The organism is Chamaesiphon sp. OTE_20_metabat_361, assembly GCF_031364565.1.
Map to the genome: position 1 here is coordinate 1 of NZ_JANLWO010000483.1, position 4671 is coordinate 4671.

Annotated in this window: 5 protein-coding genes; 1 reads left to right on the forward strand and 4 read right to left on the reverse strand. The window is 46.2% G+C overall.

Translation table 11 applies throughout. The annotated features are described in order from the left end of the window. The 3 genes from RMO35_RS14080 to tmk all read right to left on the reverse strand — a co-directional run. The coding region (locus RMO35_RS14080; RefSeq protein WP_309741938.1) for an MFS transporter at positions 1–1187 on the reverse strand (1187 nt) is incomplete at its 3' end. A gap of 134 nt (positions 1188–1321) precedes the next feature. Further along, positions 1322–2281, reverse strand: coding sequence for an S-layer homology domain-containing protein (locus RMO35_RS14085; protein ID WP_309741940.1), 960 nt, complete (start codon positions 2279–2281; stop codon positions 1322–1324). Between the two features lie 186 nt (positions 2282–2467). Continuing rightward, positions 2468–3109 (reverse strand): dTMP kinase, encoded by a 642-nt coding sequence (gene tmk / locus RMO35_RS14090; protein ID WP_309741941.1) that lies wholly within the window; start codon positions 3107–3109, stop codon positions 2468–2470. Positions 3110–3444: 335 nt separating this feature from the next. Here tmk and RMO35_RS14095 point away from each other — a divergent pair, with 335 nt between their 5' ends. Next, a complete protein-coding gene (locus RMO35_RS14095) occupies positions 3445–3882 on the forward strand; it encodes a peroxiredoxin (RefSeq protein ID WP_309741942.1) in 438 nt (145 codons plus the stop codon). A 138-nt stretch (positions 3883–4020) separates the two neighbouring features. Here the strand turns inward: RMO35_RS14095 and RMO35_RS14100 are convergent, their stop codons facing one another. Further along, the gene (locus RMO35_RS14100) at positions 4021–4491 is read right to left on the reverse strand and encodes a hypothetical protein (RefSeq protein WP_309741943.1); all 471 of its coding nucleotides are present in this window, start codon (positions 4489–4491) and stop codon (positions 4021–4023) included. Positions 4492–4671: the final 180 nt, after the last annotated feature.

Consider the following 4671-nt stretch of genomic DNA (forward strand, 5'->3'; position numbering starts at 1 on the left):
GCAATCAGTAGTGTCACGCCGATCGTCAGATTGAATAAGCTGAATGCTGTTCCGCGTCTAAATGGCTCCACAGCCCGATCGACTAGATCGAGCATCAAACCTTGAATCATGGCTAAATGGACACCATACAAGCCAAATAAACACCAAATCTGGACATTTGTAGAGACCACCGCCAAGCCGAAGTAAACGATGACATGCAGCAAGAAGCTAACCAATAGTAAGCGAACTTTGAGATCGCGATTGACGATCGCGCTTATCGGATAGGAAGCTAGTGCAAACACTACATTCATAATTACTAGTCCTACTGGCACTAAGGCTGGTGAAATCCCGATCTCGATCGACTTCATCAATAGGAACGCATCGCTAGAGTTGCCAAGATTGAAGAAAATGGCAACGGTGAGCAGCAGCCAATATTCCCATCCTAGCTCTAGCACATCTCGCAAATGAATCGGATTGTAGCTCGAACCTAATGTCTGCTTGGTGTGGTGACGGGAAGTTGTTGCGGCGGATTCATCGCGAGTATAAAATTCATCGCCACCAGCGAGCAAACCAGTCATTTCGGCTGGCATCATCAATAATTTCTGTTGTTTTTGGACGGGTTTAACCACTAACATAAATAGTGCTAAGCCCATCCAACTGGGAACGATCGCACTCGAAAACACCATCTGGTAGTTATTTTGGGACACGAGTAAAATCGCGCCAGCAATAATCGAACCGAGACAAACGCCGCTCGTCAGCAATAACTGTCGCAATCGGTACGCTGGTGCGCGCATTTCCTCAGAGGTAATATCAGCCATTAGGGCTTTGCGGGGAGCGACACTAATTCCCTGTCCGAACCGATCGCCGAATTGGGTGCCAATTATCCATAATGGATCGATCGCGATCGGCAAGATCGATCGCGCAAACGTCGAAATGCCGTAGCCAATTACGGCTAATCCCTTTTGCATCCCCAAATAATCACTTATTCCCCCGGAAAACACCCGCATAATTGCCACTGTCGCAGCAGCAACACCTTCAATTTCCCCGACGGTTAAAGCGCCACCCTGCAATGTCAACAGCACAAAGATGGGCAACACCGAACGAATCGTCTCAGCGCCGATCTCACTCAGCAGGTTGGCAATACTCAAAATCCATACATGGCGCGGCAACTGTTGGCGTAGCCTCTGTTGGGGAGAGTCGAGTTTCATAGGGGAGTTGGGAGTTGGGAGTTGGGAGTTGGAAGAGGGGTAGAAGTAAGAGGTAAAAGGGAACAGGTAATGAGTAATGGGTAAGAGCAAGTATGTCGATCTTACCTACCATCTCCCAACTCCCCTCTCCCACTCTACTGCGGTTTGATTTTGCCTTCTTTGACTAGTACTTCATAGATCAAGGCAGCGGCATCAGCGCGGGTGGCGTTTTGAGCTGGCTTGAGGAGATTGGGGGTAGTGTCTTTAATAACTAATCCCGATGCAATTGCTGCTGCCATTTTGTCGCGAGCGTAGGTTGGCATTTGCTGGACATCTGGGTATTTAGTTAGTACTTCGTTGGCGGCAGCGGGTGGTGCGAGCTGCAATCCTTTTGCCAAGGAGATCTGCAATTGGTAGCGCGGAATCGGTTGATTGGGGGAGAATTTAGTCGGGGAATAACCAGTCATAAAGCCGCGTTGTACCGATTTATCGATCGCTTCTTTGCGGGGGTAGTTGGTGGGAATATCTTGGAATTTGGATGTGGCGGTGGTAGCTGGTTTGTCCGCAAATGCCCGATCGAGCATTTTGGCATAGTCGCCTCTGGTTAGCTCTTTGTTTGGGTCGAATTTACCCGTGCCAAAATCTTCGAGAATACCGCGTTTTTTTAACTCGGTAATATAAGTTGCGCCCCAAAATTGCTTGGGCACGTCGGTAAATGCTGGGGTTTTGGTGACTGGTGCTACAGGTACTAGCGCTGGGACGACTGCTTTAGCGGGAGGCGTTTCGGCTGGCACTTCTGCTGTTTTGACGATCGGCGGGACGACTGCTGTGGTGGGAGGATTTGGTACTGTCTTTTGTCTATCTCGATCGACACTCTCGATCGTCCGGCGATCTTGCCCGCTGTCGGGATTGTTATTTAACAAGCCATTGCGACTGGGATTATCAGCACGTAAACTATCGATGCCAGCTTGGAACATCGGCTGGTATTTTTGACCCAAACCCCAAAAGAAGACAGTCCCGATCCCGGCTAAAGCTACGCCGATCGCAATTAATTCATCGGCGGTCAAACGGCGGCGACGGTTGGGATTGGGAGTAGGAGTAGGTGAATTAGTCATAGTTTTGCCTAGATAATAGAGCGATCCGAGCTAGAATCGGTGGAAATTCCAAGCGGCATTTCCGATCGATTGAGTAGACAATTTTGTACTGATTAAGTAAATTGCCAAGCTTTGATTTTAGCTAGAATTATCGCATCATTTGAGTTTAGTTACAAAAATATTGCGTGTTTAGTACTAAGCGCCTAATCACCTAGTAACAATTCCTTTCATCTGCATTAATATCGACTGAATCTCAGTCTGGATTTCCACTGTTGGACGATCGGCATCAATTCTGACGATGCGATTTGCATAGCTATTTGCTAACTCTTGATACCCAGATCTAATTCGCTGGTGAAAGTCTAAAGTAGCTTGCTCCATCCGATCGGGTTTGCCCCTCAACGCCACTCGTTTTAAACCGATGCTAACATCGAGATCTAGCCACAATGTCAGGTCGCTTTGCAATCCACCTGTGGCAATTTGATTGACTAGATCGATATCAGCGCGATCGAATCCTCGCCCGTAGCCTTGATAGGCAATTGTCGAATCGGTAAAGCGATCGCACAAGACAATATTGCCAAGCTGGAGCTGGGGTCTGATGAGCGATTCAACGTGCTGAGCGCGATCGGCTCCATATAATAGTAGTTCGGTGCGATCGCTCACCAAACTGTCCGGATCGTCTAGTAACAGTTGCCGAATCTGACCGCCCAAGCTCGTCCCACCCGGTTCGCGAGTCACGATTACCGATCGATCTTTGCCGCAGTGGGTTTGGAGCCAAGTTGCTGTCTGTTGAATCTGGGTAGTTTTGCCAGCTCCTTCGACTCCTTCAAATACGATAAACTTGCCACTCATTTGGATACTATTTAGATAAACATTGTGTGTAAATTAGTAAATTTTTCTGGTACGATGTCCAGAGAATTTCTCCTCTTCAAACTCTACTTACCGCCAGGTTGCTTACTATGTCTCGTTATGTCTGCCACTTTCTCATAAAATTCTCATCTCGGAATATTCGATCGGTAGTAAATAAATTGCTAAACCCTAATACCCAAAGCCTAAACCCTAAAGCCTAAACCCTAATACCTAAAGCCTAACTAGCGAGTGCAGCGGCACTGCTAGCTTGAAAAATTCGCGAATTCCGGATACAGTAAGCGGTGGTATAGATCTTCAATCAACAGGAAAATTATCTCATGGCTCTGGCTGTAGGCACAAAAGCTCCAGACTTTAACGTCAAAGACACTAACGGAAATACTGTCACTCTAGCTGGTTTGGCTGGGAAGAAAGTCGTGATGTACTTTTATCCTAAAGATGATACGCCTGGATGTACGAAACAAGCCTGTAGCTTTCGCGATAACTACACAGTTTATCAAGAAAAAGGCATTGTTGTCTTAGGTGTGAGTAAAGATGATGAATCCGCGCACCAAGCTTTTACTAAAAAATTCGATTTACCGTTTCCGTTGTTAGCTGATGTCAAAGGCGATTTAATTGCAGCTTATGACGTTGATGGTGGTGGTTATGCTAAACGGGTAACTTATGCGATCGATGAAACCGGGAAGATCGCCCACGTCGATGCAAGTGTGAAGACAGAGACTCACGCTAATGATGTCTTAGCCGCTTTAGGTTACTAACGGCGTCTAGCTATTAGCAAGAAAACAACCATCCACAGTAGGTGTGTTATCCCGTAGGGTAACGCACCATCCACTATCCACTATTCACTATCCACTATCCACATTAGATATCTAATTTGTCACCGAAAAGGGAGTATGTCACCGATACTCATATTTAACTACCATCGGTTTAACATTCTCAGGTGAAATCGAACTAGTGTTATCGATCGAAATTTCATGGGTAAATGGCTTAGATTTACCAGGTGCGATATCGATATCGATCGGAATAATTGCTTGCTTAATCGAGATATCTTTGGAAATAAACTTCGCCACAATGTAATAGACATAGTGAGTTTGTTCGCTGCGATTATCGATTGTCCCAGTGACAGTCAGCAGCGATTTGTCCGAACTATTTCGAGTGACAGAAATTTCTTTCAACCTCAAGTCTTTACTGACCTCAACACCAGTTTGAGTCGGAGCCGAATTCTGAGCTAAGACCGGAGCAGATGGGCGAGCAGAGTGAGCTAATGGTAACTTCAGACTGAAACCTTGCGCTGAAGACTGGATATCTAACAAGCTCCAGATCCCACTGACAAACATGATGACAGACAAATATTGGCTGGTTTTCATACAGTGTGAGGCGTTCAGAGATGTGTGTCTTAGCATACTAATTATCTTAATCGGTTTAGTTTCACGAGCGGCAAGATTCACTCAGCTTCCGCATATTGGCTGGAGTCAGATCTATGACAAAAGTCTTAGAACCGATTGTCTCAAAATCCGCAAAATTAGGATGACAACTGCGTTCCCTTA